Below are 25,910 nucleotides of genomic sequence, written 5' to 3'. Positions count from 1 at the left end.
TTGCCTCTATTCCGGTTCTATTCAAAAGTAAGGAAATCCTCAAATTCTATCTCGGACGGCAGTCTCAGATCCCCTCTTGGGCTTACCGATACCGTACCGACCTTTACGCCATCCGGCATACAGTTACGCTTGAACTGCTGACGGAAGAATCTGGTATAGAATACCTTCTGCCATTTCTTTATCTCTTCATCTGTAAATGTATATGCTTCTGTTTCCCCATCTTGCAAAGCTTCTACACTCTGTCTTACCGCTTCTTTACAAAGGTCATAGACCTCTTCCGGCTCCATGCCATAACGCAATGTGTAATACAAGAAGAAATCATGCAGGATATAGGATCCGACAGTATCCTCTGTCTTCTGTGCGATCGTTCCGTCAGCATTCGGCGGAAGCAGTTCAGGGCTTACAGGCGTATCAATGATATCTTCAATCACATCCTTGATTCCCGGGAATCCATTTCGATCCATATCATGTCCAACTTCATCTACCAGAGTCCGGACCAGAGTCTTCGGGATGCTGGTATTCACCGCATACATGCTCATGTGGTCTCCGTTATAGGTACACCAGCCAAGTGCAAGTTCTGACAAATCACCGGTTCCGATCACAAATCCGCCCTCTTTATTCGCTACATCCATCAGGATCTGTGTCCGCTCTCTCGCCTGACAGTTCTCATATGTAATATCATGTACTGCTTCATCCTGTCCGATATCTGCAAAATGCTGACGGACAGAATCTACGATACTGATCTCCCGGATGTCACATCCAAGCAGCTCCATAAGCGTAGTTGAATTGCTCTTTGTCCGTTTCGTTGTTCCAAATCCCGGCATCGTGATACCGGTTACTGTCTCCGGCGGCAGTCCGAGGTTCTTTACTGCCTGTGCCGATACCAGAAGTGCCAACGTAGAATCCAGTCCACCCGACACACCCACAACGATACAGGACGCATGCGTGGCTTCTATCCTTCTCTGCAGACCGGCAACCTGCATCGCAAAAATCGACCGACATCGTTCAAGTCTGTTCTTTGACGGAACAAATGGGGTCATAGACACCCTTGCGCATACTTCTTTTTTCTCTGCAAATACTTTTTCGCAGGTTACCGTCATGTATTCTCCGGCATCAAAATTCCGTTTGCACTCCGCAAAGGATTTGTTTGCCAGACGATCATGGCGGATCTTTGTCATATTAAAATCACGGATCAGTATACCATCTTCAAACGGCTTGATCTCGCCTAATAATTTTCCGTTTTCATACATCAGATTGTGGCCGGAAAATACCAGATCCGAGGTTGATTCATAGGCTCCGGCCGATGTATAGACATATCCACAGATACAGGAGGATGACATACTTCCTGTCAGTGTTCTTCTGTACTGTTCCTTTCCGATCACTTCATTGGATGCCGACAGATTGAGCAAGATCTCTGCTCCCTGAAGTGCCAACAGTCTTCCCGGCGCGATCGGTGTCCAGAGATCCTCGCAGATCTCCATACCAAATGTAACATGTTCCTCCTGCTGATTCGGATCTGTCATCTCGAGCAGAATGGAATTGCCAAATAAGGTTTCCGAACCGTCAGCCATCTCAACTGTCCGGTTCTCTACACGCCTTCCACTGAACCAACGTTTCTCGTAAAACTCGCCGTAATTCGGCAGATATACCTTCGGTGTAAGCGCAAGTACTGTCCCGTTCCATAAAAAAGCTCCACAGTTAAATAATTCTCCGTCTACTTCATATGGCACACCGACAACAAGTGCTGCACCCTTTTTACCGTATTCTGCAGTCATTTTCGCCAGTTGTAACAGTCCTTCTTCTGCTCTGTCGATCAGACGACGATTCACAAACAGATCACCGCAGGTATATCCGGTCAGCGACAACTCCGGTGTAACAATAACATCGACCTGTTCTGCATATGTTCTATAGACTGTTTCGATCTCCTCGCAATTCTTTGTAACATTGCCAAGGTGAACTCTTGGTGATACAGACGCAATCCTTACTAAATGCTTCATGGTTATTCTCCTGTATTTTATCATCTTATTTTTTATAACTAATCTGTTTTATTTGCTATTTTATTTCTCTTTTAGAATCGAGGTACGACAACCTTATCAAGTATCCCCGTCAGATATGCGATAGTTACTCCGTAATTGGTCATCGGTTTCTGCTGTTCCTTCGCATGGTCGATTCTGGACATAATATATTTGCGGTTAAACATGCAGCCTCCGCACTGTATGATAAGATCATATCCTGTCAGATCATCCGGGAAGTCCGTTCCGCTGACTATATCGATCTTCATGGTTTCTCCATACCGTTTCCGCAGCATCTTAGGAATCTTTTCCCGTCCGATATCTTCTTTTAACGGTGCATGTGTACAGCACTCTGCAATCAGCACATGGGATTCCCCATTCAGCTTTCCTATCGCATTTGCCCCCTCTATATAATATTCGATATCTCCCTTATATGCGGCAAATAACACAGAAAAGGATGTCAGCATGGAGTTTTCCGGCTTATGCTCATAGACATAGGCAAATACCTGAGAATCCGTTATGATAAGCTTCGGTGCTTCCGTCAGATGGGATAAAGCTTCTACATACTGATCTGTTGTCACACTCATAACAAGACATTTTTTATCTAACAATTCTCTCAGTGTCTGCACCTGTGGCAGGATCAGTCTGCCCTTCGGTGCCTGAATATCCTGCGGCATAACCAGCATAACCAGATCTCTCTTTGTTACCAGCTCTCCGAGGATCGAAGAAGCACCATATTGCTCCGGCAGGTTCCGCACAAGCTCTTTTCTTACCTGATCCATACCGGCTCCTGTCGCGACACTGACTATAACTGCATGCTGTCCCGTCTGTTGATACAGCTTTTCATTTATCTTCTCTGTATCATTCCGGATATCTGCCTTACCGATTACCCATATGACAGAAGTCTTCTTTTCTCTGAAATATTCATACCAGTGAAGTTCCTCGTCCATATCGGTATCTGTAAGTAATATGATCGCTATATCTGTTTTTTCCGCTGCAAGCTTTGTCTTCTCTAAGCGTTTCCCCCCCAGTTCTGTTTCATCATTAAAACCTGCTGTATCGATCAGTGTACAAGGGCCGAGCGGATAGACCTCCATCGCTTTATATACAGGATCGGTCGTCGTTCCTGCAACATCTGCTACAATTGATATATTCTGCCCGGAAAACCGGTTGATAAAGGATGATTTTCCACTGTTTGTCTTTCCAAATACTCCGATATGAAGTCGATTTCCGGATGGTGTCTCATTTAACCCTGCCATGTGCTGCCCTCCCTGTTGTTATACGCTGTCTGCTTCAGCATTTATCTGCAATCTCTTTTATCTGTATGGAGCTCTTATTTCGATCATCTGTTAAAAACGGAAGTCTCTCTGACCTTCTGCGATATCATGTATATGATCCGCTGTGATCTGTCTGACCTTCTCATTCGGAATCCGCGCAAGCTCACGTTCGATCAGTTTCAGACCGATCTGCTTCGTCTCAGAGCTTGCATAGTCTTCCAGATATTCCTTAAGCGTCATAAGGGCATTTGGATGACAGCAGTTTAAGATCTGCATATTCTTACAGAGTGCCATAAAACGGTCTCCGGTCCTTCCTGCTCTGTAACATGCTGTACAGAAGCTTGGTATATAATCCATCTTCATCAGCCAGTTCACAACCTGATCCAGCGTTCTTGTATCACTGACATCAAACTGTGCCGATGTGATATCTTCTGATGTCTCCGGGATATCATATCCACCTACACTTGTTCTTGAACCTCCGCTGATCTGTGAAACACCAAGCGGCAACACTTTCTCACGAACTGCCTGACTCTCTCTGGTAGATATGATCATTCCTGTATATGGTACTGCGATACGGATCAGTGCGCAGATCTTTGCAAATGTATCGTCACTGATTCCGTTATCGAATACATCCGGGTCGATATCATCTGCACGTTTGATCCTCGGAACACTGATCGTATGCGGACCTACCCCATGAACCGCTTCCAGATGCTCTGCATGCATCAGTAAACCTGCAAATTCATACCGGTACATTTCCAGTCCGAACAGTACACCAAGTCCTACATCATCGATACCGCCTTCCATGGCACGATCCATGGCTTCGGTGTGGTAATCGTAATCATGCTTCGGACCTGTCGGATGTAATTTCAGATAGCTTTCCTTATGATAAGTCTCCTGAAACAGGATATAGGTTCCGATGCCTGCATCCTTTAACTTCGTATAATTCTCAACTGTTGTCGCTGCTATATTGACATTGACACGGCGGATTGCGCCGTTCTTATGTTTGATACTGTAAATTGTATTAATACATTCCAGAATATATTCGATCGGATTATTCACAGGATCTTCACCGGCTTCGATCGCCAGACGCTTGTGTCCCATATCCTGAAGTGCGGTAACCTCTCTTACAATATCCTCCTGGGTCAGCTTCTTTCTTGCAATATGTTTATTCTTGCTGTGGTATGGACAGTAAACGCATCCATTCACACAATAATTGGACAAATACAGCGGCGCAAATAACACGATACGATTCCCGTAATAATCTTCCTTGATCTCCCTTGCCAGATCATACATCTCCCGGATCTTATCCGGCATCTCACAGGCCAGCAGCACGGACGCTTCTCTGTGCGTCAAGCCCTTTTTTAGTCTGGCTTTTGCAAGGATCTCATCAACGATATGTACGTTATCTTTATTCGCATCGGCATATGTCAATGTCTCTCTGATCTCTTCATCTGAAATAAATTCTTCTGCTTTTAATGATTTTACATCATACACTTGTATCTGCCTCTTTTCTTCTGCTATATAATTCTTCTTCCTGTACAATCATCTGATCTGCCTCGTGTGTTCTATAAAATCAATATATCCGTGAGCAGACCTTTGTTATGCTTCAATCTATACTTAATAATAGTATAGTGGAACACTCAGAAAATATCAACTGCCATAAAAATGCAGTTATATAGTTATACAAATCATAAAAATGCAGCATATAGTTATCCTTTTACAATAACCATATCCTGCATTTTCACGTTCTGACTGTTCTCTTATCCAAGTGCTACATCAAGCACCATCATCAATGAAAATCCTACCGCAAACATGATCGTACCAAGATTCGTATGCTCACCCTCTGCCATCTCCGGTATCAATTCCTCAACGACAACATATAGCATAGCTCCTGCCGCAAATCCCAGAAAATACGGAAGCACCGGCACCATGATCGAAGAAAGTGCGATCGTAAGCAGAGCTGCGATCGGCTCTACGATACCGGAAAAGAATCCATAGCCAAATGCTTTCGGTTTACTGCAGCCTTCCGAACAAAGCGGCATTGACACGATTGCTCCCTCCGGAAGATTCTGGATCGCAATACCGATGGATAATGCAAGTGCCGCCGTCAACGTAATGTTCGTGTTGCCACTGATCCATCCGGCATAGACAACACCGACTGCCATTCCTTCCGGAATATTATGTATGATGATCGCAAATACCATCATAGTCGTACGTTTGAAATTGCTCTTGACCCCCTCTGCCTCCTTACTGTCAATATGCAAATGTGGCATCAGAGTATCGATCAGTAATAAAAATATAATTCCCAGCCAGAAACCGATAGTTGCCGGAAGAAATGCAAGCTTCCCCATTGCTTCCGACTGCTCCATCGCCGGGATCAGCAGGCTCCAGATAGATGCAGCCACCATAACACCCGCCGCAAATCCAGACAATGCTTTCTGCAATAACAGATTCATCTGTTTCTTCATAAAAAATACACAGGCTGCTCCTGCCGTCGTTCCAAGAAGCGGCAGTCCCAGACCAACAATTAAACTTAATATCATATATATTCACGCTCCATAAATTATTTCCATTTATTATATGAATCATCTCTCCTCTGTTTCCTTATTATAGCGGAATACTGTTATTTATGCCATGACCTGTTTTTTTCTTATCTGTATTTTTCTATCATTTGAGGTCTGTCTGCCACAGATTCTTCAATATATTTCATATTGCAAAACCGACCGTCGATGCAAGATTTAATATCCGGCTTCCGACGATCGGTCTATATTAGATAATATTCATTTGAAAACTTAATATTGCTGACAAATTATTTATATTTTATTTTACAGTTTTAAATAAATGTCAATAAACCTATCGACTTTAAGAACAGGATAAACAACAGGATCGGTGTTATGAATTTCACCATAACCACATACAGACCTTTTCTGCTGAATTTTTCTCCGTTCTTCTGCACTTCTTCGATAACCGTCTGCGGTTTGGAGATCCATCCGATCAGGATACAGGTTCCGATTGCTACGATCGGCATCATAATGTTATTACTGATGTAATCCATGATATCAAGGATCTGTGCGATCGATCCGTTTGGAAGCTTTACTTCAAAGTACAGCTTGTTATATCCAAGACATACGATCGTTCCAACAATGATCGCAACGATCAACTCAATAATACCGGCCTTTGTTCTGCTTGTATGGAATTCATCCATGATACTTGCCACGATTGCTTCCATGACAGACACTGCACTGGTAAATGCCGCAAATAATACCATTGCGAAGAACAGACAACCGATCACATTTCCCGCCTTACCCATCTGGGCAAATACTTTCGGAAGTGATACGAACATCAAACTTGGACCCTGTGCCATTCCCTCTGTTCCTGAGAATACATATACAGCAGGAATGATCATAACGCCCGCAAGGAATGCTACAACCGTATCAAAAATCTCAATCTGTCCAACTGATTTATTAAGAGCTGCATCATCTTTTACATAAGAACCATAAGCAATCATAATACCCATGGCAACAGACAGACTGAAGAATAACTGTCCCATTGCATCCAATAATACCGTAAAGAAGCTTTTCACAGTAAGTCCGTCCAGATTCGGAATCAGATATAATTTCAAACCTTCTACACCGGTTCTGACAATCCCATCATCTCCGGTCTTTTTGATCGTTATGGAGAAGATTGCGATTCCTATAACCAGAATGATCAGTAACGGCATGATGATCTTGGAAAAAGATTCAATTCCTTTATTAACACCACGAAATACGATAAATGCCGTAACGGCAAGAAATATCAACATCAAAATGACCGGTTCGATATCTGATGTAATAAAGCCTGTAAAATAACCGTCCTGCGCTGCCTCTGTACCCTTACCGGTTAAAAATGCGAGGAAATATTTGACAACCCAGCCACCGATCGTTATGTAATATGGGAAAATAATAACCGGAACCAGACTGGCAATGATTCCCAGAAATCCCCATTTCTTATTCAGCTTCTTATAAGCGGTAAGCGGACTCTGCTTGGTCTTCCGACCGATTGATACTTCTGTCACCAAAAGTGTATATCCAAATGTCAGTGCAAGGATCAGGTATATAACCAGGAACAGTCCACCGCCATCCTTTGCTGCAAGATATGGAAAACGCCAGATATTTCCTAGTCCTACTGCGCTTCCCGCGGCCGCCAGAACAAATCCAAGCGAGCCGGAAAAAGTATTACGTTTCTTTTCCATGTTTTGTTTACCCCTGTCTGTATATCACAGACTCTTTCTGATTTATTTGTTATCCTCTTAGATTCTATGGAAGCTTCTCCAAATTCTCTCATAGAACAAACACTTTTCTAATATAGCATACCAAGCAGTCATCTGTCATCTGAAAAATTCTACTTTTTCTACGAACTTACTCATATTATGCCGCATACGGTCAGATTACCTTTTTGCCGATCCATCTGCCGCTCAGGTACCGCCGGATGAACAGCACGCCACGTACGAACTGATCCATGATCATAGCGACCCAGACACCGAATACACCCATACCCATATATTTGCCGAGCACATAACTGAACACGATACGACAGATCCACATCGTACAAATGGAAACGATCATACTATACTTAACATCACCGGCTGCACGGAATGTACATGGAAGCGTAAATGCTACCGGCCAGATCGTAGATGCCGCGATACCATGAAGCATCAGGATCTTCTCGGCAGCAGACTGCGCTTCGTAAGATAGTCCATACGCTTTCATGACCAGAGGAAGAACCGCAAATGTAAACAATACCGTAACTATGATACATATATATGCCATGGTCAGAACTTTGATCGTATAATATTTTGCCTGCTCGTAATCTCCTGCTCCCACGCATCTTGATACTACTGTGACCATGGCAAGGGATGCCGCCATACCCGCCATCAACTGGAATCCGGCAATTACATTACCGACTGCATTTGCAGCGATCGCATATGTGCCAAATGTTGAGACAAGGCTGAGCACAAGGATCTTACCAAGCTGGAACATACTGTTTTCCAGTCCGTTTGGAATACCTACCAACAGAATGCTTTTTAACATATGCCAGTTTGCCCGATAATGCAGACTTTTCTTTATATAAATACGTGTACTGTCCTGCTTCGCCTGTGCACTTTTCTTCGGAATCAGCAATATGATCATAATAACCGCTGCCGCAAGTCTGGAAACCAGGGTAGGAATCGCAACGCCTTCCGTTCCGCATTTGCATGCATAGATCAAAATGGCATTTCCCGCTACATTGATCCCGTTCATGATCAGAGATACCCGCATGGATATATTAGAATTACCGATGGAACGGAAAATAGCCGCACCGGCATTATAAAGTGCCAGAAACGGAATCGATGCGTTTACGATCATCATATAAGTATCTGCATGACCATATACATCTGCTTCGATCTGACCAAACACATGATTTAGGATCAATCCCTTGCCTGCATACATTAGCGTCATGACTCCGAGCGACAGGATCAACGAAAACCATATGAGCTGTGTAGCTGCCTCTCCCGCCTTTTCTTTATTCTTCTGTCCCAGATACTGTCCGACCGTAACCGCACCCCCAGTCGCAAGTGCTGCAAAGAGGTTGATGATCAACTGAAAACAACTGTCTACCAGCGATACACCCGAAACAGCCGATTCCCCTACCGAAGATACCATGATCGAATCCGCAAGTCCGACTAACATCGCAAGCATCTGTTCAATGATCAATGGCACATATAATCTGACCAGATCTTTATTTGAAAATAAATATGTACTTGTATCCCGTTTTTTCTTATGTTTAAACACAATATTCCTGCTTTCTTTTTTATCCAATAATGAATTATACTCATCTCACATTTTACATGCAAGTTATATCTTTTCTGTATTTGCGTCTTTATCAGCATTATCTTTATCTGCTTATGTTTTCTAAAATAGGCTTTTTATTGATATTCTGTTACCATTCTGTTAGAAGAACATTACAAAAACATGTTATGCACTTTTTACCGATATTTAAGGACTTTTTCTATGGAAACGCTAAATTATTTGTGTTAGTATGTTGCTTGCGCATCAGATACGGCTTATCGTATCTGAATAAAAAGGAGGAATACGAATGAAATGCAATTTACAAAAATGGCACAGATTCAGATTTCTGATTCTGTCGCTGTTACTTATCTCGGCTACACTTCTCTTCTGTCATCCATCGGTCAGTAAAGCAGCTCCTGTCACTCCGGATTCTGCAGAAGAAATTCCTGTTGTAAAAAACGGATTTATGAAGGAAGCAGACGGTACACACTATTATGTAAATGGAAAATCCTTAAAGGGGAGACAATACATAGGGGAATATACATACTGCTTTAATCCTGCAACCGGAGTCATGGTGACAAACGGTTGGTACACGACAAAGGCAGGTAATAAATATTATCTGAAAAAGAACGGAACCGCAGTTACCGGAAAAAAGACAATAAACAAAAAGACTTATATCTTTTCAGATAAGGGCTGCATGCTAAAAGGCTTCTGTAAGGATTACAAAACAGGCAAACGATATTATACCGGAACAACCAGCGGTGTTATCAAGACCGGTTGGAAGATCACTCCGAAAAATTCCCGTATGTATTTCGGAAAAAGCGGTGCTGCTTATACCGGAAAACACAAGATAAAAAAGCACTGGTATTATTTCAAAAAAAACGGTCATGTATACACCGGAAAGTTCAAAATCAATAATAAACTATACTATGCAACAGAAAAAGGTGCGATCAAAACCGGAGCATTCAAAGTCGGTAACAAAAGATACTATGCTACTGATAAAGGCGTAATACGAACCGGCAAATTCAAAATCGGTCATAACACATACTATGCAACTAATTCAGGTGTCCTTAAAACCGGACTGTTTAAGATTGGAAATTCTACCTACTATGCAAATGCAGTAGGCGTGATCCAGACCGGAAAATTCAAGACAGGTAACAAATGGTACTATGCCGATGCATCCGGAGTGATTGAAACCGGAAAATTCAGAATCGGTAACTGTCTGTACTACACAGATAAAAATGGTGCTATCTACCGTACCGTAGATGGAAATAAGAAAATGGTAGCTCTGACATTTGACGATGGACCATCTCCTTATACTCCTATCGTACTGAATACTCTGGAAAAATATGATGCCGTTGCAACCTTCTTCGTTGTCGGCAACCGTGTTCCTGCTTATCCATCCTATGTAAAACGGGCATATAACCTGGGCTGCGAGATTGGTACTCATACTTATGACCATGCATGGCTCAACCAATTATCGGCAGCCGGCATCAAAGATGAGATCAAAAAAGGATCAGACGCCATTGTCCGTGCAATCGGTGTAGCACCTACACTGATGCGTCCACCCGGTGGCTGTATTAACGAAACTGTACGAAAGAATGTTGGGCTTCCGATGATCCTGTGGTCGGTCGATACCAGAGACTGGGAAACAAGAAGTACTCCTACAACGATCACAAGAGTAGTAGATGGGGCTTATGACGGTGCTGTCATCTTAGTTCATGATCTGCATGAATCAACAGCTATTGCATCAAAGACATTTATTCCGAGACTGATCAAAAATGGTTATCAGCTTGTAACCATCAGCGAAATGGCTGAGCTTCGCGGTATAACAATGAAAGCCGGAGAGACATATAATTCATTCAGATAATACACAGGAGCCTTGTCCTGAAACAAGCTCCCAGACATATTTCCGCTTTACAGAATGAGATTTCTTATAATGAGAATCTCCCTGACAACGCAAAAAAATAAGATGGAATCTTACCACCCCATTGTAATAAGATTCCATCTTTTTATTATAATCACCATAAAACCCCTGGTAATTTTTTATCTGTTGTATTTCTTATGAGCTGACTATAGCATGCCATTTTTTAAGCGTCAACCCATAATTGTCAGATTTTACAGGCATTTTGTCAAATATTCAGAAAATTAATTCAGGCGGTATAAATACAATACTTCGTACCTACACCGCCTAATAAAATTAAGTGCTATTCTATTACTTTCCTATTACTTTAAAGGCTTGCCTGTGAGAAGCTCATATGCCTGAAGATATTTGTCAATTGTCTTCTGAACGATCTCATCAGGAAGCTCCCAGTTGTTATCCGGATTTGCCTTTAACCAGTCACGCGCAAACTGCTTATCAAAGGATGGCTGACCATGTCCCGGTTCATATCCTTCAGCAGGCCAGAAACGGGAGCTGTCCGGTGTGAGCATCTCATCACCGAGAACAATATTGCCATTCTCATCCAGACCAAACTCGAACTTGGTATCTGCTATGATGATACCTCTTGATAATGCATATTCTGCACACTTCTTATATAAAGCGATTGTATAGTCACGAAGCTTTGCGCCATATTCTTCGCCCTTGCCAGGAAATCTCTTTTCCAGATATTCAACACTCTGCTCGTATGAGATATTCTCATCATGATCTCCGATCTCTGCCTTTGTGGAAGGTGTGTAGATCGGTTCCGGAAGCTTATCGGATTCTTTTAATCCTTCCGGAAGCTTGATACCGCATACTGTACCGTTTTCTTTGTAGCTTGCCCAGCCACTTCCTGTGATATAACCACGAACGATACACTCAACAGGGAGCATTTCCAACTTCTTGCACATCATACTGTTTCCGTCAAATTTCTCCTGCCGGAAAAATTCAGGCATATCCTTTACGTCAACCGAGATCATATGGTTTGGAAGAATATCTTCTGTCATATCGAACCAGAATTTGGACATCTGTGTCAGGACTGTACCCTTCTTTGTAACGATATTCTTTAAAATGACATCAAAACAACTGATACGGTCTGTTGCTACCATGATAAGGCTGTCACCATTATCATAAATCTCACGTACTTTACCCTCTTTAATCGGTTTCATTTCCTGCATTTTTGATACCTCGCTATGATTTTATGATTTGTATTTTTTACTCTTACAAACTATCACTATCTACCTTTAATGTCAAATAGGTTATATGATTTATTGTAAACGTTTTTATTTTAAAAATCCATTGATAATCTGCTCTTCCGCTTCTGCCTCTGTCAACCCAAGTGTCATCAGCTTGATCAGCTGCTCGCCTGCGATCTTGCCGATCGCTGCCTCATGGATCAGGTTTGCATCAATGTTATTTGCCGTCAGCTTCGGACTTGCCGATACGCTTGCACTATCCATAATGATCGCATCACATTCACTGTGACCCTTACATTCATTATTGCCATTGATCGTAGAATAGAATTCCTGTCTGGACTGATCTCTTGCAACCGATCTGGATACTACATTTGCACTGCAGCCTTTTCCGTTTAAATCTACATCAAAATCAGTCTTTGCATACTGCTTCCCATGTGTCATTATCTTCTCGCGGATCTCTAAGGATGCGTTGTCCTTTAGATCACCGCTGGTCTTTCTGACGGTCGAATCAATTCCCTTGATCTGGGTTGTCTCCATCTCCATCGATGCGCCTTCCTCTAAATGCACGATGGTTTCAGGATTCATGATATTCTCGCCATTTCCATCTCCCTCACCATAGTGACGTTCGATGTATTTTACCTTTGCATTTTTTCCGATATAAAATGTATGGATACCGTCATGCTTGGAGGTATCCACACCACAATTATGAATACCACATCCGGCTACGATCGTAACATCGCAGTCCTCTCCGATATAGAAATCATTGTATACCATATCCTGCAGACCGCTCTTACTCAAAAGAACAGGGATGTGCACACTCTCATTTTTTGTTCCCGGTTTAATGATGATATCGATTCCCGGTTTATCCTCTTTTGTTACAATATCTATATTTGCAGTTGTATTTCTACTGTCAAGCTGTCCGTTGACACGAATGTTAAATGCGCCCTCCGGTACATCATGAAGTCCTGCTACCTGCTGCAATAAACTCTTCTGAATTAAATCCATGTTCTGTTACCTCACAACTTATTTCTGTTTTTCTTCCAGCACCTTGCAGGTGGCTGATTCACCGGTCAGTCTTGGCATGATCGCATCTCTGCTTCCGATTGCATCAACATGACCATTTGCGATCACAACAATCTTATCTGCTATATTAAGGATTCGCTCCTGGTGGGAAATGATCAGGATTGTTCCGTTGATCTCCTCCCGCATCTTCTCAAATACCTTGATCAGACTGTTGAAGCTCCACAGATCGATGCCTGCCTCCGGCTCATCAAATAATGACAGCTTCGTACCTCTTGCAATGATCATTGCGATCTCGATACGTTTTAACTCACCACCGGAAAGACTTGCATTTACTTCACGGTTCACATAATCTCTTGCACATAAACCGACTTCGGAAAGGATCTCACAGATCTGTGAAACATTCATCGTTTTGCCGGATGCTATAGATACCAGATCTTTTACGGTAAGCCCTTTAAAATGAACCGGCTGCTGAAATGCATAGCTGATTCCTTTCTTTGCACGTTCTGTTATATTCAGCTCTGAAATATCTTCGCCATCTAAAAGAATCTGTCCGGTCGTCGGTCTGATGATTCCTGCTATGATCTTTGCAAGTGTTGATTTACCGCCACCGTTAGGTCCGGTAATTGCTACGAAATGTTCGTCTACTGTAAGGTCAATGTCTTTTAATATTGCTTTCTCTTTTCCATCCTCATTTACAATATATGAGATGTTTTTTAACTCTAACATAGTTCCTCCATCGCTGTTTGTATTTTTTTAAACACACTGTTTTATAGTATATCCTAAAATCCCCTATATTCCAATATTCTTTTAGTATTTTTTCCAGTTTCCGGCGGAAGTATGCGTAGTTTTTCTTCCTATAATTAAAAATAAGTCCATCCGGTTGTGTGGGGGGTATGACTGTATTCACCCTATATGACATTTATGAGGATTTCGTTGTGAGCTGCACATTGTCAGTAAATACGAGTGCCTGTCTGAGCCGAAGGCGAGTTGGCACAGGAGTATTTACGGATCAGACATGTGCAGAGAACAGAAACCGCAGTAAGTCATATAGGGTGAATACAGTCATACCCCCCACACAACCAGATAGACTTATTTTTTATAGGTGTTTTATATAAATTAAGAATTTCTCTTCTTTGTTAATACGCCTGCGATTATGAATATAACACCAAATGCTACGGAGATAACGCCCCAGATTACCAAATCGGCATAGGAACCTGCACATATAAGGCCGATCAATCCGCCGACTATGTAGAAGCCTGCACTTGTGAATGCGCCGCCTGCTCCGGTTGACTTTCTGGTTACAATTCCAACGATTCCTGCAACAAGGAAACAAACTGCAAGTAATACACCTGCAGAGCCTCCGGATTCCCCGTTTTCTTCCAGTGCATTTGATAATCCTGCCGCACAGGACTGAAATGTTACTAAGACTGATAACACGATTGTTATGATCCCTGCTACGAGTCTGAATGTTGATAAAGGTTGCTTTGTCTTTTCCATAATAAATTCTCTCCTCTTTCTGCTGTTATAAGTGTTCTTGCTATTATATTAAAATCCCCCGGCATCAGTCATCATTCAGGGTATTTTGATATAATTACAACCACTGCATATTCTATCTTATAAAATTATCAGAAAGAGCTGGTGTGCTGTCAGCACACTATCGGAATATATCTTCTACTATAACGAATACAAACACTACTAAGAAAAACCATGCCACTGTATATAAAAATAATCCAACCAGCTTCCATATCTTCTTCGGTGAACGTACAAGCGGAAAATAATTCCAAACGTCCAGATAATTATTCCAAAAAAACGGAGTAATAATAAACATCATAAAATATACAAAGCGATTTACATATAACCAAGTTCCGGAGAGCGGTTCTCCATGATCTTTTACTTCTACTGTCAGACAGAAATATATCCAAAATATATAATAAATGGCTGCAACAACCATATTCAGGACTTTCCCTTCCCGAAATCCCGGCGGCAGAAAACGAGTCCATGCAGGGCGGATTTTCCCTTTACGCTCATAAGGATCTGATATAGCAGATGTTTCAACTGTAACCGTTTTATCATTCAACGACTCTTTATCCGTATATGTATCGAAACACATACTCTGATAAACAGCTTGCATCATTTCCTCTGCTGTCTGATATCGTTTCTCCGGATCGATCTGGGTTGCTTTTCTGATTATCTGTGACACTTCCGGATAATCTTCATAGATTCCGTCCCGGATTAATTTTCCACACAACATATAATTTAATAATACGCCAAGTCCATAGATATCCGTCCGCGCATCTGACTGCAAAAAACCGTATTGCTCCGGTGCTGCAAATCCTCTTGTACCGATCAGCTCGGTATCCCGATTTCTCTCTGCGTCAAAAACTCTTGCGGTATTGAAATCGATCAGATATACAGATACGATTCCCTGCCCCTTTTTGAAATCTCCCTGAAGCATTACATTTGTCGGCTTGATATCCCGGTGTACGATCGGCGGTATATGACTGTGCAGTTTTTCTAATGTCCGGCAAAGATATTCGATCACCCTGCCGGCAGCATCCAAATCCAGGCATCCAAATTGTTCAATATATGTTTCCAACGTGATCCCCTGTATGTATTCTTCGATCAGATATAACGTACCATCCTCTTCCATACATTCATAAATCTGTGGAACGTAAGGGAGTTTTGATTGCTGTAGCCAATCATATATAGATTTGTCATATTGCGTCAGAATTTTTTCCACATAAATCTGTCCGGTCTCTATATGCCGCACCAGAGAAATTCCCTTTTTATGCTCTACTTCTTCCAGTCTGCGATAAAAGGACAGACGACTTTGTATTTCTAAATTCATATCATTTTCCTATTGTTTATCTTGAAATTGCATTATCGACAAGTATAATAAATATTATATGGTACTGATAAAAATTATCAAGGGAAAGAATACAGGATCGATCATGAAAACGACCAGAACAACAGATCTGCTGAATGAATTATCAACCGATGATTCAAATATACATTTTAAATCTTTTATAACATCTCATGCAGATGATATGTCCTGTGACAATCTGCAGGATTATTTTAATCTGTTCTTTAAAGATCACCCGGAACTTCTGATCGCCGATGTCATAAAACGAAGCAATCTGGACCGCGGCTATGCTTATCAGATCTTAAACGGCAGGAAACCACATCCCGGAAAATACAAGCTGGTTCTTCTGACATTATGCGCCGGAATGAATTTGAAAGAGATCCAGCGTGCACTTACAATCTCCGGAAATGCCGTATTGTATCCCAAATTTCCACAGGATGCTGCCCTGATCGTATGTATCAATCAGAACTGTACTTCTGCATTTGAAGTGATGAATTTCTTTGCGGAAAATAATCTGGATTTTCCTGAATAAACGGAGGTATATCAAATGGATACTTTTAGAAACATGAGAAACGACAAACTGGCGAAAGCCATGATAAACAAGCTGGCTGCCAGAAATATGGAAGGCTTCTATGTCCAGACAAAGGAAGAAGCTAAGGAGCTTGCACTGAGTCTGATCCCGGAAGGAAGCTCTGTCGGCTGGGGCGGTTCCATGACCGTAAAAGCAACCGGACTTTTAGATGCTGTTATCGAGGGAAACTACAAAGAGCTGAACCGTGATACGGCAAAAACACCGGAAGAAAAAGACCGGATCTCCAAAGAGTGTTTCTTTGCAGACTACTTCTTAACAAGCTGCAATGCGATCACTGAAGACGGCATAATGGTAAATATCGATGGCAATGGAAATCGTGTGGCTGCCATTGTCTACGGTCCTTCCCATGTTATCGTGATCACAGGAATGAACAAGGTAGTACGAACAGAAGAAGATGCTTTAAGCCGTGCAAGAAATGAAGCAGCTCCGATCAATGCACAGCGCTTCGGACTTTCAACTCCTTGCAGCACAACCGGAGAATGTGCAAACTGTCTGTCACCGGAAACAATCTGCTGCCAGTTCTTAACCACCCGCTATTCCAAGCACAAAGGCCGTATCAAGGTCATTCTTGTAAACGAAAATCTGGGATTTTAGAATAACAGACAAATTTCAGGGGCTGTTTATTATTATTGCGCAAGACACTTTCGTTCTATCCTACTCTGTATAACTTCGAACTAACCTCGACAATACCTCGCTAAGTTCTCAGTTATCAACGCAACGGTACATAAGGTTGCAAAATACGCAACCTAAGTACCGGCGCTCGGACAGGCTTGCTACATAATAATAAACAGCCCCTGAAGTTTGTCCGTTATCCTTCTATCGAGATAATCTTCTTTTCTTCTACTTCCGGCTGGTCGTCGAATTTTGGTACATAGACATAAAGAACGCCATTTGCAAATCTTGCTTTAATATCCTGTTCACTGACTTTATTACCAACATAAAAGCTTCTCTTATAGTGACCGGAATATCGTTCCCTCTTGATATAACTTCCCTCTCTGCCTTCATGATCTGATCCGGCATAACTTGCAAGGATCGTCAGATATCCGCCTTTTAATTCCGCCTTGATGCTCTCCTTTGGAAATCCCGGCAGATCCATCTCTATCTCATATCCGTCCTTTGTTTCGAATATATCAGTTGCCATTGTAGTCATGGTACGAAGTCCGGAACGGCTGCCCCAGAAGGAATCATCAAAAAAGCCATTCATCATCTCAAAATTATCTGAAAAAATACTTGGTCTATCCATCCTAATTACCCCATTTCTATTAATATTTCTGGTTTTATATCTGTTTTACATTACCAACGTTTTCTGTATTTTATTTAGAGACACATATTATAAAATATCTTTTCGTTATTTTTACGCTTGCTTTATATTATTTATAGCACCTTTTGTTAGCACTGTAAACAATTGAGTGCTAATTTAAATATTATCTTTTTGTAAACTTCTCCTCCATTACGCGGATACCATGATAGAACATCTCATTAATCGGAGTTGGCACGCCAAGCTCTTTTCCCATCTTTATGACATTGCCGGCAAACATCTCTACCTCAGTCAGCTTCTCTGCTTCCAGATCCTGCAGGGTTGATGGTTTGTTCTCGGGTGGAATCGTCTTTACTGTAACATCCTGCTCCGCTATTTCTTTTTCACCTATATCGATTCCCTTCTTCTGCGCGATCGCAGCCACTTCCCGCATGGCATTGTCACGGATCCAATTCGCACTGTCGCTGATACGGAAAAATCCAAATGGGATACCGAGCAACGCACAGGTCATATTTTCTCCAATATTGCACATGTATTTAAACCAGAGTCCCTTTAACATATCCGGATCGATCTCATATGGAATATCGGCATGATCAAATACTTCTTTTACAGCAAGTACACGATCTGACAGAACATCATTTTTCTTCTCTCCGAAGTGAATCTTGCCCCAGTACGGATCAAAGTCTGCTTTTCCATCTTTCATAACAATGGACATTCTCATATATGCATATAATACATGTTCTTCGCCAAATGCCTGAATCAACTGTTCCTCACTGTCTACACCATTTAGCAAAGACAGGATCAATGTATGTTCACCTACCTGATGGCGGATATCTTCTATTGCCTGCACAAATCCATAGCCCTTTACACCGATCAGGATCAGGTCCGCCGGCTCTCCCTGTTCTTCGGGTGTCACGATCGGAAATCTGTAGTTGACGCCATTGATCGTAACTCCTTTACTTTCCAGGCGTTTTTTACGTTCACCACCTGCAATAATATAAAAATCATCTCCAAATGCTTCATATAATCTTGGTGCAAAAAATACACCCATGGCTCCAAGTCCGATCAATGCAATTCTTTTGATCTTCATATTTCTTATTCCTCTTTTCCACTATATTGATTCTTTGTTTAACATTCTATCCTGTTTTGGTGTGATTCCACGCCATCTTTTATATGTCCTTATAAAATGACTACAATCAAAAAATCCTGTTTCCCCCGTTTCTGAACATTGATTTTTTCTGATTTTCTGGCTATGGCAACTAGCAATGATTGTATGCGTGACTGCACGGCAAACATATACATTGCTGCTTTTGTCTCATACTCTGATACAATATCGCATGCAAGTGAATTAATCTCACCCAGAGTATCCTTTTCGTGCAAAACAATACAACAGTCTTCCTCCGCTGTCCTCCTCACAAAACAGTCATACATCTTCTGCAAATATGCCTGTGGGATATTTAATGTATGAATGTTGAACTTGATAACTGCATACCAGACGTTTTCTGTTCTCAATCGATGCCCCGATTGAGGGTGTTTACCTTTTCGCAGTCTGCTTCCAATAATCTGCGAAATGATCTTGCGGCTGTATTCAGTGGATGCTGGCTGTCATATATCATGCAGATATGCCGGTCAGGAATTTTCTCCTTTAGGACTGCCTGTATTACTTCTCCGCGTTCGAGCGCCTCACCTGCCATGGATTCCGGTATAAATGCCAGTCCCAGCTCACAACAGACAAGCGGCAGGATCTGATCTGTTGTCGCAGCCTCCGTATCCGGTGCAAATTCTATCCCGTGCGATAAAAACAGCCGCTCATAAAATCGAAATGTCATCGTTTCTCTTCCAAGACTGATCAACGGATAATTCTTTAATTCTTTTAAAGACAACGTCTTTCCCTGCAGCTCTTTAAAGGATTGTCCACCGATCAGAATCTCCCGAAACGATCTCAACATTCTGGTTTCAAGAGGCGAGTCTGCTTCCACCGGTGTCGACACAACAGCAAAATCAATCTTACCGCTCTTTACTGCATCTACTGCCTCCGGCGTGGAATGATTATAGATTCTCAGTCGAATTCCCGGATATGCAGTATGAAACGACCTTAATTTATCAAACAAATATATATTTAACGCTGTCTCGCTGGCTCCGATCGATATACTTCCATGTACCATGCCCGAATAGTCCGCCAGTTCATCCTCTGCCGTTAATAACTGATGCATAGCTGCCGACACATACATATATAGTTTTTCTCCCTCCGGTGTAAGCTGAACGCCCCGGTTGGTTCTTACAAATAAGGTACTGTGCATCTGCTGTTCCAGACAGTTCATCGCTCTTGTAACATTTGGCTGGCTACTTTCCAGAACCTTCGCAGCCTTTGTAAAATTATGATATTTTGCCACATAATAGAAAATTTTATAATATTCAAAGTTAATATTCATCTGTCTTCTCCGTTTCTTTTATCATATCAAATGATTATGTCTGTCATATCAATTATATCTTTTACTTATCTTTTTGCCAATAGTATAATTGTGCAGAACAGAAAAAGAAAGGAAGTCGGTTAAGCATGAACGAAACTACAATTTTTCCACGAGAAAAAAGAGCAGATTTCTTATTTGAAAAAATCCTGAATGATCCATGGGCATGTGAGAAATTACAGGAAACATTTGCAAATTACCTGTGCTATAACGATGATGCTTACGACGCACCACTTCCGGCAGAAGAATTTGCACAGGCACTATTCAATTCCTATCATAACCGGGATCTGTCTGCATTTCTTATGGCGATCTGCAACAATACCCTGTTTGATCTTCTGCGCAATTCCTTTCTGATCCCATATCGATTCAACGCAGATGGCAAAACAAATCCTGTTATTATGACAGATGACAATGGTCAGTTGCTTCCTGAATACAAAACTTCGATCCGGGAAAAAGAATATCGTCATTTTCATAAGATCTATCAGGCACTTAGAAACAATAAAAATATCTATCTAGCCCGCGCATACAGATACAGTCACGATTATGCCGCAAATGACATGAAACCGGAACAGAAGATTCTGGAAAAAAGTGACGGTGTACTGTTGATCCGCGAGCTTCCCGATACTGTAAAGCAAAAGGAGACAGAGGCAGAAGCATATTCTGCTGTATGGGATCTTATGATCGCACTGGAAAAGGAGCTTCCTATGTCCTACATTTTCTACGGGCAGGATTCTCTGGTGAAAAATAATTCCCGATATGATGAAATCGGCATATTCCTTCCAAATTCATTATTCCTGACGAATCTGGAACATCATATTGAAAAAGCGGAGGAGATCATCTATGCCAAAGAACAGTAATTATACAGATATCATGGAAAAAAACCATATGGAAATTCCATGGCATGATTATGTAAAAAACGATAGCAATGTCCTGATCGCCAAGGCGGGGCTGATAGAAAAAGCCTCTGTTATTGGAAGGGTCGGGTTAATTATGCTCTCCTGTGGAACAGGTGCCTGGCGTGTTCGTACTTCCATGAACCGCCTGTCCAAAGAACTGGGCGTAACCTGCACCGTTGATGTCGGATTGATGTCCATTGAATTCAACTGTTTTGATGGAACCGACTGCGTTTCACAGTCTCTGAGCATTGCAAATACCGGTGTAAACACCTCGAAGCTCTATCGGATGGAACAATTCGTTGATAATTTTCCAAAAGAAGAAGCCCATCTGACGGGTGAGGAAATCCACCGGCGTCTTGATCAGATTGAGAAGATTCATACACTTTATTCACCTGCAAAACTGGGTCTGGCTTCAGCCCTCGCCTGCTGTGCATTTACCTTCCTATTAGGCGGCGGTCCTGTTGAAATGATCCTGGCTTTTATTGCAGCCGGTGTTGGAAATGTCATCCGTACCAAAATGATCAAGCACCATTTTACCCTTTTCTTTAACATAGCAGTATCCATATCAGCCGCATGCCTGACATATGCCATCTGCTTTCACCTTGCAGAAATCTTCTTCCACGTATCTGCACTCCATGAAGCTGGCTATATCTGCTCAATGCTGTTTATCATTCCCGGATTTCCATTCATAACAAGCGGCATTGACCTGGCTAAACTGGATCTTCGGTCCGGGCTTGAACGTCTGAGCTACTCTGTCATCATAGTTTTAGTAGCCACTATGTTCGCCTGGATCATGGCATTGCTGTTACATTTTCATCCTCAGGATTTCTCCTCTTTGAATCTGGCTGTAGGTACAAAGCTTATCCTGCGGATCATTACAAGCTTCTGCGGAGTCTTCGGTTTCTCCATTATGTTTAACAGCTCGATTCCGATGGCTGTCACCGCTGCCTGTATCGGAGCAGTTGCAAATACTCTCCGGCTGGAGCTTGTCGATTATACAAGCACTCCTCCGGCTGTTGCCGCATTTGCAGGCGCATTAACCGCAGGTCTTCTTGCCTCCGTTATAAAAAGGAATAACGGATATCCAAGAATCTCTCTGACCGTTCCGTCCATCGTTATCATGGTTCCGGGACTTTACCTTTATCGTGCTTTCTATAATCTTGGTATCATGTCTTTAACAGAGGCTGTTTCATGGCTTTCATCTGCGATCATGATCATTATTACTCTGCCTCTCGGTCTGATATTTGCAAGGATCCTGACAGATCGTACTTTCCGGTACTGCACCTGATTCATGTATCGGACGCAAGCCCTTATTTATCTTTTATGTTGAAAAATTATCATTGAATTATGTCGTATTCTGGCATATAATATTTCCAATATTTATATATTCAGGGAGCTGACAAATTAGCCGGCTGAGAGGAGAATGAAGTTCTCGACCTGTGAACCTGATTTAGGTAATGCTAACGTAGGGATGTGTATTAGAGGTGCCCTGCGGCATCTTTTTTTATTGCTCTGTGGCAGATCGGGAGCACCACTTTCTGCCACGTAAAATAACATTGGTTGTGATAAGGAGGATAATATGGAAAATTACACAACACAAATGGACGCAGCCAGAAAAGGGATCATCACTCCGGAGATGAAGATCGTAGCGAAAAAGGAACATATGGCTGTCGAGGCGCTCAGGGATTTAGTTGCAAAGGGACAGGTTGCCATCTGTGCTAATAAGAAACACACCTGTCTGAATCCTGAAGGTGTCGGCAGTATGCTGCGTACCAAAATCAACGTAAACCTTGGAGTATCCAGAGACTGCAAGGACTATAACATTGAGATGGAAAAAGTAATGAGCGCAGTTAATATGGGCGCAGAGGCGATCATGGATCTGTCCAGTCATGGAAATACACAGCCATTCCGTCAGAAGCTGACAAGCGAATGTCCTGCCATGATCGGTACAGTTCCGATCTATGACAGTGTCATCCACTATCAACGTGATCTTGCAGAGCTGACAGCAAAGGATTTCATCGATGTTGTCCGTCTTCATGCAGAAGATGGTGTTGACTTTGTAACCTTACACTGTGGAATCACAAGAAAAACGATCGATCAGATTAAGAAACATAAACGTAAAATGAACATCGTAAGCCGGGGCGGAAGTCTTGTATTTGCATGGATGAGTATGACCGGTCAGGAAAACCCGTTCTATGAATATTTCGATGAGATTTTAGATATCTGTGAGGAATATGATGTTACGATTTCCCTCGGAGATGCATGTCGTCCGGGCTGTCTGGCAGATGCGACTGACGTATGCCAGATTGAAGAACTGGTACGTCTGGGCGAGCTGACAAAGCGTGCCTGGGCACACAATGTACAGGTTATGGTGGAAGGTCCCGGTCATGTACCACTTAACCAGATCGCTGCAAATATGGAAGTTCAGAAGACCTTATGCATGGGTGCCCCATTCTATGTTCTCGGGCCTCTGGTTACAGATATCGCTCCCGGTTACGATCATATCACCAGCGCGATCGGTGGTGCTGTTGCTGCCATGAACGGAGCTGCTTTCTTATGCTACGTTACCCCAGCCGAGCATCTTGCACTTCCAAATGTAGATGATGTAAAACAGGGTATCATCGCATCGAAGATCGCTGCTCATGCAGCCGACATTGCAAAGGGTATTCCGGGCGCCAGAGATATCGATGATAAGATGGCGGATGCCAGACGTGTCCTGGACTGGGATGCACAGTATGCCTGCGCACTTGATCCTGCTACAGCCAAAGCGATCCGCGACAGTCGTATGCCGGAGGATGATCACTCCGATACCTGTAGTATGTGCGGCAAGTTCTGTGCTGTCCGCAGTATGAACAAGGCTCTCGCCGATGAGTACATCGACATTCTGTAGTACGAACGCAAATAAAATGGGCGCTATGTATTATCGCAACTAAATTTTCTACCAGAATACACATGTCTGATTCACTCATGCTTCTGTGCCAACTCGTCCTTCGGACTCAAACAGGCACCCGCATTCGTTGACAATGTGTATTCTGCTGACGAAAATTTAGCAACCGACAATAACATAGCGCCCATTTTATTTGCTGTCGTATTGCAGAATGTACTCCAACTCGCCTTCGGCTCAGACAGGCACCCGTATTTACTGGCAATGTGCATCGCATGACGAAATCTTCGCTAATGTCAATATATAGTTAGTCAATGACAGAGAACCGCCCATTTTATTTGCTGTCTTATTGCAGAATGTAAAACATGCAGTTCTTAATAATCAGAATGTGTTCCAACATCTTTCTTTCATAAAATCTGCAATAACAGAGATATTTTCACCTTCAGCTAAAAAGCCTCTCCCGTGTTTGCATTCCTCCAATATATGCATTCATCTTTTCTTGTCATACGATGGATGGTCGCCGCGGTCAACCACAACCTCGTATCCGATTCCCTGCATTCTCCGCATCATACAGCCACAGCACTCCGAGGCTTCTTCCCCGGTGCAGATCTTATTGTCATATAACAGATATTTTTTCCTGACACCGACCGGTGACAGATTCGGCATCACAACATTTGCCCCGGCAAGAATCCCCTTCTCCCTGCCAAGCGGATGGATCGTGCCAAGTGCTGTTGTCGCAGGAAGCAGCACAGTAGGATGGATCAGACGGATAATTGACAGCAGCCGTAAGGTCATCTCAAGTGTTCCGGCAGCCTCTTTTCCAAATGGTGTGTCTGCCTGCGGAATAAAAGGTCCGATTCCGCACATTTCCGGTTCCAGTTCTTTGATCAGACAGAGATCCTCATATAGCGTATCGACCGTCTGATATGGTGAACCGACCATAAAGCCACACCCGGTCTGATAACCGATCTCTTTCAGGTCATGCAGGCACCGGATCCGGTTGTCAAATGACATTTCTCTCGGATGAAGCTTCTCATAATGTGCCTTATCCGCAGTCTCGTGACGAAGCAGATAACGTTCCGCCCCGGCAGCAAAATACCGCTCATAGGCTTCCCTGCTTTTCTCTCCGATTGACAATGTGATCGCACAGTCCGGATGCTGGTGTTTGATCTCTGATACGATCTCACAGATCTGGTCATCTGTATAAAACGGATCTTCGCCTCCTTGTAACACAAATGTCCGAAAACCGAGCCGATATCCACTCTGACAACAGTCAAGAATCTGATCTTTGGTCAGCCGGTACCGATCAACATGGCAGTTATCTCTTCTTATTCCACAATAAATGCAGTTATTTTTACAATAATTTGTGAACTCGATCAGTCCACGCATATAGACTTTATTTCCATATACCTTCTGCGCTTCCGTTCTGGCACATACCATCAATTCTTCGATCATTTCCTGATCGTCTGTTCCCAGCAGAAGCTGAAGCTGTTCTTTTGTAATATTCTGTTTATCGCGAATCTCTGTTATCAGTGTATGCATAAACGGTTTCCATCCTGTTTTTACTTATAAATAGTTTATCACATTTTTCTCTTATACAACATCCACTTTTCCGGATTGCATACAAACGATGCAAAAAAAGTTCAAAGATATTGCATTTCTGTGTCGGTTTATATACAAAAATGATGCATTTCAAATATATGCTAGATACAT

22 protein-coding genes and 1 riboswitch are annotated in these 25,910 nt (G+C 42.4%); of the genes, 6 read left to right on the top strand and 16 right to left on the bottom strand.

All coding sequences use genetic code 11. From position 1 onward, the window contains the following. Positions 1–17: 17 nt before the first annotated feature. The 6 genes from LK416_02225 to LK416_02200 all read right to left on the bottom strand — a co-directional run bounded on the left by LK416_02225 (position 18) and on the right by LK416_02200 (position 9,102). Positions 18–1,997 (bottom strand): NAD(+) synthase, encoded by a 1,980-nt coding sequence (locus LK416_02225; GenBank protein ID UEA75021.1) that lies wholly within the window; start codon positions 1,995–1,997, stop codon positions 18–20. 71 nt (positions 1,998–2,068) lie between these two features. Continuing rightward, positions 2,069–3,271, bottom strand: coding sequence for a [FeFe] hydrogenase H-cluster maturation GTPase HydF (gene hydF / locus LK416_02220; GenBank protein UEA75020.1), 1,203 nt, complete (start codon positions 3,269–3,271; stop codon positions 2,069–2,071). A gap of 90 nt (positions 3,272–3,361) precedes the next feature. Then, positions 3,362–4,783, bottom strand: a complete 1,422-nt coding sequence (hydG, locus tag LK416_02215; GenBank protein UEA75019.1) for a [FeFe] hydrogenase H-cluster radical SAM maturase HydG — start codon at positions 4,781–4,783, stop codon at positions 3,362–3,364. Between the two features lie 266 nt (positions 4,784–5,049). Beyond that, positions 5,050–5,832 (bottom strand): ZIP family metal transporter, encoded by a 783-nt coding sequence (locus LK416_02210; GenBank protein UEA75018.1) that lies wholly within the window; start codon positions 5,830–5,832, stop codon positions 5,050–5,052. 290 nt (positions 5,833–6,122) lie between these two features. Beyond that, positions 6,123–7,520: a sodium-dependent transporter gene (locus tag LK416_02205; protein UEA75017.1), complete on the bottom strand. Its 1,398-nt coding sequence runs from the start codon at positions 7,518–7,520 to the stop codon at positions 6,123–6,125. A gap of 190 nt (positions 7,521–7,710) precedes the next feature. Continuing rightward, positions 7,711–9,102, bottom strand: a complete 1,392-nt coding sequence (locus LK416_02200; protein ID UEA75854.1) for an MATE family efflux transporter — start codon at positions 9,100–9,102, stop codon at positions 7,711–7,713. 301 nt (positions 9,103–9,403) lie between these two features. Here LK416_02200 and LK416_02195 point away from each other — a divergent pair, with 301 nt between their 5' ends. Continuing rightward, positions 9,404–10,966: a polysaccharide deacetylase family protein gene (locus LK416_02195; GenBank protein ID UEA75016.1), complete on the top strand. Its 1,563-nt coding sequence runs from the start codon at positions 9,404–9,406 to the stop codon at positions 10,964–10,966. Positions 10,967–11,322: 356 nt separating this feature from the next. On the opposite strand, the gene LK416_02190 is transcribed toward LK416_02195, so the two are convergent. The 5 genes from LK416_02190 to LK416_02170 all read right to left on the bottom strand — a co-directional run bounded on the left by LK416_02190 (position 11,323) and on the right by LK416_02170 (position 16,084). Further along, entirely contained in the window at positions 11,323–12,195 is an 873-nt protein-coding gene (locus LK416_02190) for a phosphoribosylaminoimidazolesuccinocarboxamide synthase (GenBank protein UEA75015.1), read from the bottom strand. A 105-nt stretch (positions 12,196–12,300) separates the two neighbouring features. Next, positions 12,301–13,218 carry a SufD family Fe-S cluster assembly protein gene (locus LK416_02185; protein UEA75014.1) on the bottom strand — a complete coding sequence of 306 codons (918 nt, stop codon included), beginning with the start codon at positions 13,216–13,218 and terminating at the stop codon, positions 12,301–12,303. 18 nt (positions 13,219–13,236) lie between these two features. After that, entirely contained in the window at positions 13,237–13,962 is a 726-nt protein-coding gene (locus LK416_02180; protein UEA75013.1) for an ATP-binding cassette domain-containing protein, read from the bottom strand. A gap of 390 nt (positions 13,963–14,352) precedes the next feature. Then, positions 14,353–14,733: a hypothetical protein gene (locus tag LK416_02175; GenBank protein UEA75012.1), complete on the bottom strand. Its 381-nt coding sequence runs from the start codon at positions 14,731–14,733 to the stop codon at positions 14,353–14,355. Positions 14,734–14,890: 157 nt separating this feature from the next. After that, positions 14,891–16,084 carry a serine/threonine protein kinase gene (locus LK416_02170; GenBank protein UEA75011.1) on the bottom strand — a complete coding sequence of 398 codons (1,194 nt, stop codon included), beginning with the start codon at positions 16,082–16,084 and terminating at the stop codon, positions 14,891–14,893. Positions 16,085–16,142: 58 nt separating this feature from the next. On the opposite strand from LK416_02170, the gene LK416_02165 reads away from it, so the two are divergent. Together LK416_02165 and LK416_02160 are read left to right on the top strand one after the other, a co-directional pair. Continuing rightward, complete coding sequence (locus LK416_02165) at positions 16,143–16,631, top strand: hypothetical protein (GenBank protein ID UEA75010.1); 489 nt, start codon at positions 16,143–16,145, stop codon at positions 16,629–16,631. A 15-nt stretch (positions 16,632–16,646) separates the two neighbouring features. Further along, positions 16,647–17,285 (top strand): lactate utilization protein, encoded by a 639-nt coding sequence (locus LK416_02160; GenBank protein ID UEA75009.1) that lies wholly within the window; start codon positions 16,647–16,649, stop codon positions 17,283–17,285. Positions 17,286–17,499: 214 nt separating this feature from the next. On the opposite strand, the gene LK416_02155 is transcribed toward LK416_02160, so the two are convergent. The 4 genes from LK416_02155 to LK416_02140 form a co-directional block, all read right to left on the bottom strand. Further along, positions 17,500–17,934, bottom strand: a complete 435-nt coding sequence (locus tag LK416_02155; GenBank protein UEA75008.1) for an Hsp20/alpha crystallin family protein — start codon at positions 17,932–17,934, stop codon at positions 17,500–17,502. 181 nt (positions 17,935–18,115) lie between these two features. Continuing rightward, positions 18,116–19,039 carry a ketopantoate reductase family protein gene (locus LK416_02150; protein UEA75007.1) on the bottom strand — a complete coding sequence of 308 codons (924 nt, stop codon included), beginning with the start codon at positions 19,037–19,039 and terminating at the stop codon, positions 18,116–18,118. 89 nt (positions 19,040–19,128) lie between these two features. Then, positions 19,129–19,461: a hypothetical protein gene (locus tag LK416_02145; protein ID UEA75006.1), complete on the bottom strand. Its 333-nt coding sequence runs from the start codon at positions 19,459–19,461 to the stop codon at positions 19,129–19,131. Continuing rightward, positions 19,458–20,381, bottom strand: a complete 924-nt coding sequence (locus LK416_02140) for a LysR family transcriptional regulator (protein UEA75005.1) — start codon at positions 20,379–20,381, stop codon at positions 19,458–19,460. The genes LK416_02145 and LK416_02140 overlap by 4 nt, the downstream gene beginning before the upstream one ends. A 125-nt stretch (positions 20,382–20,506) precedes the next feature. Between LK416_02140 and LK416_02135 the strand changes: the two genes are divergently transcribed. From LK416_02135 to thiC, 3 genes are all read left to right on the top strand, one after another. After that, a complete protein-coding gene (locus LK416_02135) occupies positions 20,507–21,274 on the top strand; it encodes a DUF4866 domain-containing protein (GenBank protein ID UEA75004.1) in 768 nt (255 codons plus the stop codon). After that, entirely contained in the window at positions 21,258–22,601 is a 1,344-nt protein-coding gene (locus LK416_02130) for a threonine/serine exporter family protein (GenBank protein UEA75003.1), read from the top strand. The genes LK416_02135 and LK416_02130 overlap by 17 nt, the downstream gene beginning before the upstream one ends. Positions 22,602–22,692: 91 nt before the next feature. Continuing rightward, positions 22,693–22,802: riboswitch (TPP riboswitch) on the top strand. Between the two features lie 90 nt (positions 22,803–22,892). Continuing rightward, entirely contained in the window at positions 22,893–24,203 is a 1,311-nt protein-coding gene (gene thiC, locus LK416_02125; protein UEA75002.1) for a phosphomethylpyrimidine synthase ThiC, read from the top strand. A 483-nt stretch (positions 24,204–24,686) separates the two neighbouring features. On the opposite strand, the gene hydE is transcribed toward thiC, so the two are convergent. Further along, positions 24,687–25,739 carry a [FeFe] hydrogenase H-cluster radical SAM maturase HydE gene (gene hydE / locus LK416_02120; protein ID UEA75001.1) on the bottom strand — a complete coding sequence of 351 codons (1,053 nt, stop codon included), beginning with the start codon at positions 25,737–25,739 and terminating at the stop codon, positions 24,687–24,689. Positions 25,740–25,910: the final 171 nt, after the last annotated feature.

This window comes from Lachnospiraceae bacterium GAM79 (assembly GCA_020735665.1).
GTDB lineage: Bacteria > Bacillota > Clostridia > Lachnospirales > Lachnospiraceae > Coprococcus.
Note: the sequence above shows the minus strand (reverse complement) of the source record. Positions and strands in the feature narration are given on the sequence as shown.